The sequence below is a fragment of the bacterium genome (assembly GCA_040755795.1).
Classification (GTDB): domain Bacteria; phylum UBA9089; class CG2-30-40-21; order CG2-30-40-21; family SBAY01; genus JBFLXS01.
This window is the reverse complement of the sequence record JBFLXS010000505.1, coordinates 1-2,592: the sequence shown is the minus strand read 5'-3', so window position 1 is coordinate 2,592 and position 2,592 is coordinate 1. Positions and strand designations below refer to the sequence as shown.

Here is a 2,592-nt window from a genome sequence, read left to right as displayed (position 1 = left end):
TTTCAGGGGAAACGCTCATGAATCTGCGACTCACAAATGAGGATGAAAATAGTGGTAGGAGATAGAAGGTGGGAGATAGGGAGATAGGCGTGAGGAGTGATGTTTTCTTTACTTTCTACTCTCTACTCTCTACTCTCTACTTCCTATTGTCAGGAGAATTATATGATGATGACTATGGTTGCAGTTGTATTTGTGCTTGCCTACACAATGATAGCCTTTGAATATTCGCTGAAGATTAACAAATCTGCCATATCCCTGCTTGCCGCAGGCTTGATGTGGACACTGTATTCTTTTGCCAGCCCACTTGGAGTGGAAGTCGTAAACCATCAGCTTACCGAAAATTTGGCTGAAACAGCGGCAGTCGTATTCTTTCTTATATGCGCTATGACTATTGTGGAAATAATTGACTCCCATGGAGGGTTTGAAGTCATTACCTCGCGGATTAAGGCAAAAAAACTCTTAAGCCTGCTCTGGATTATCGGATTCATTACTTTTTATCTATCAGCAATTCTCGATAATATGGCCACAACTATCGCGATGATTGCCTTAATGAAGCGATTGCTCAAGGAACGTAAGCAGAGACTCTTTTTTGCGGGCATCATCGTCATTGCGGCAAATGCAGGTGGAGCATGGAGTCCTATGGGTGATATAACCACTACTATGCTCTGGATAGGCGGACAGATTTCCACTGCTAATATTATAAAAGCTGTATGGCTTCCTTCTATGCTCAATTTGGTGGTTCCTCTTATAATAATTTCTTTTTTCCTGAAGGGAAACATTGTGCCGCCAGATGATATAGAAGATAGAGCGACAAACATCTCGCAATTTGAGAAAAACCTGATGTTTTTTATTGGTATAGGTGCTTTGATTTTTGTCCCGATATTCAAAACAATAACGCATTTACCTCCGTATCTTGGCATTCTGTTTACTCTTGGCATAGTCTCGCTGACCAGCAATATCCTGCATCGCCATAAGTCTGATGAGGAAAAAGAGCGTCTCACCCTAACCAGGTCGCTTAAGAAAATTGATATGGCATCGGCTATATTCTTTATAGGCATTTTGCTTGCTGTGGCTACGCTTTCCGCAAATGGCATGCTTCCTGCTCTGGGGCATTGGCTTGATGCTAAAATCGGTAGTCAGGCTCTAATTGTCATTATCGTGGGGTTTGCTTCAGCAATAGTAGGTAATATTCCTCTTGTGGCGGCCTCTATGGGAATGTATCCTCTTTGTCAGTTTCCGCAGGACTCTCTTATTTGGGAAATTATGGCTTATTGTACCGGTACCGGAGGTTCGATTTTAATAATCGGTTCAGCGGCGGGTGTGGCGGCAATGGGTTTAGAGAAAATCGAGTTCTTCTGGTATGCCAGCCGTATTGGTCCTCTTGCCTTTATTGGATATTTTTGCGGAATAGTGGCTTATCTAATTCAGTATAATCTCCTGCATTGAGACTTGAACAGCTCAGAAAAATATCGACCTGTGAAATAGGTTTTAAAGAAAAATGGCAAAACCTCCAATAATATATATATCCAGTAAAAACAAAAACTGGCTATGTAAAAAAGAGGGGGGGTTAGGTAAAATGAGAAACAAAATGAAGATTTTGGTATCGAGCGAGGATGAATTTGGCAATAAAGAGATAGAACCTGTAACAATTGAGGCAGATGTCCTTGATTATAAGGAATTTGAGAATTTCAGGCAAGGTTTTGATGTGTATGAAAGAGCAGTTTTGAGAGCTCGAAAAGAGTAACCGTTCAGGATATAGCCACAGAGTCACAGAGAACACAGAGGGAATATAGCAGTTATTAGTCAAAATTTTACTCAGAGTGGATAAGGGAAAAATCCCAAATCCCAAGCACCAAATCTCAAATAAGCACCAAATTCCACATACCAAAAAGCGAATTAGAGATTAGTGAATTAGAGATTAGATTTTACTAATTCGCTAATTCGCTTAATTTACTAATTCACTAATTGGAATTTGGAATTTGTGATTTGGAATTTCATAGCCATATCTATGTCAAATTTCGATTAATAAGTGCTATAATTCGTATCGATTTGTGGCTAATTTCCTTAATTCTCTGTGAACTCTGTGTCTCTGTGGCTGAATAGTTACCCTTTTTTTTTAACGGAGTCCCAGATTTAGACGCTTCGCTTGATCTTCGATTCTATGATACTGACAAAGCACACAATCTTCAATAAACCTGTTCCTGACAGCTTCAGGAATTGAGGACTCCAAAAATTTGAAATGAAATTCTTTAATATTTTTCCCCTTTTTCCCTACTTTTCCATTTTTCCTTACGGACACCCTGAACGCTTACAATCCTAAGAAAAATCTTGCGTTCTAATATCACATAATTAATTTTGTCCTCGTCTATTTATCTTCTTCTATTTCCTCTTTACTTTCTTTTGCCACGGTTTGACCCTGTCCAGTTAGAAGAGATTCTATCTTAGTTTTCCATTTTATTCCATCCCGAGTCCCAAGCCATACTCCAAAAATAAGTATATCTTGAGATTCTTGATATACAATTCTAAGGACTCTCCCCGGGAATACAGGTTTAAGTAAATGAGTAGTGCTCAACTCTACTTTTTTTATCTTTT

Annotated in this window: 3 protein-coding genes; 2 read left to right on the top strand and 1 reads right to left on the bottom strand. The window is 39.1% G+C overall.

All coding sequences use genetic code 11. The features are described 5' to 3' along the window. Nucleotides 1-165: 165 nt before the first annotated feature. Both nhaD and AB1414_18985 read left to right on the top strand, forming a co-directional pair. Nucleotides 166-1,446: a sodium:proton antiporter NhaD gene (nhaD, locus tag AB1414_18990; protein MEW6609499.1), complete on the top strand. Its 1,281-nt coding sequence runs from the start codon at nt 166-168 to the stop codon at nt 1,444-1,446. 130 nt (nt 1,447-1,576) lie between these two features. Beyond that, nucleotides 1,577-1,744, top strand: a complete 168-nt coding sequence (locus AB1414_18985) for a hypothetical protein (protein ID MEW6609498.1) — start codon at nt 1,577-1,579, stop codon at nt 1,742-1,744. A gap of 621 nt (nt 1,745-2,365) precedes the next feature. On the opposite strand, the gene AB1414_18980 is transcribed toward AB1414_18985, so the two are convergent. Further along, nucleotides 2,366-2,592: hypothetical protein (locus AB1414_18980; GenBank protein ID MEW6609497.1), on the bottom strand; the 227-nt coding region annotated here is incomplete at its 5' end.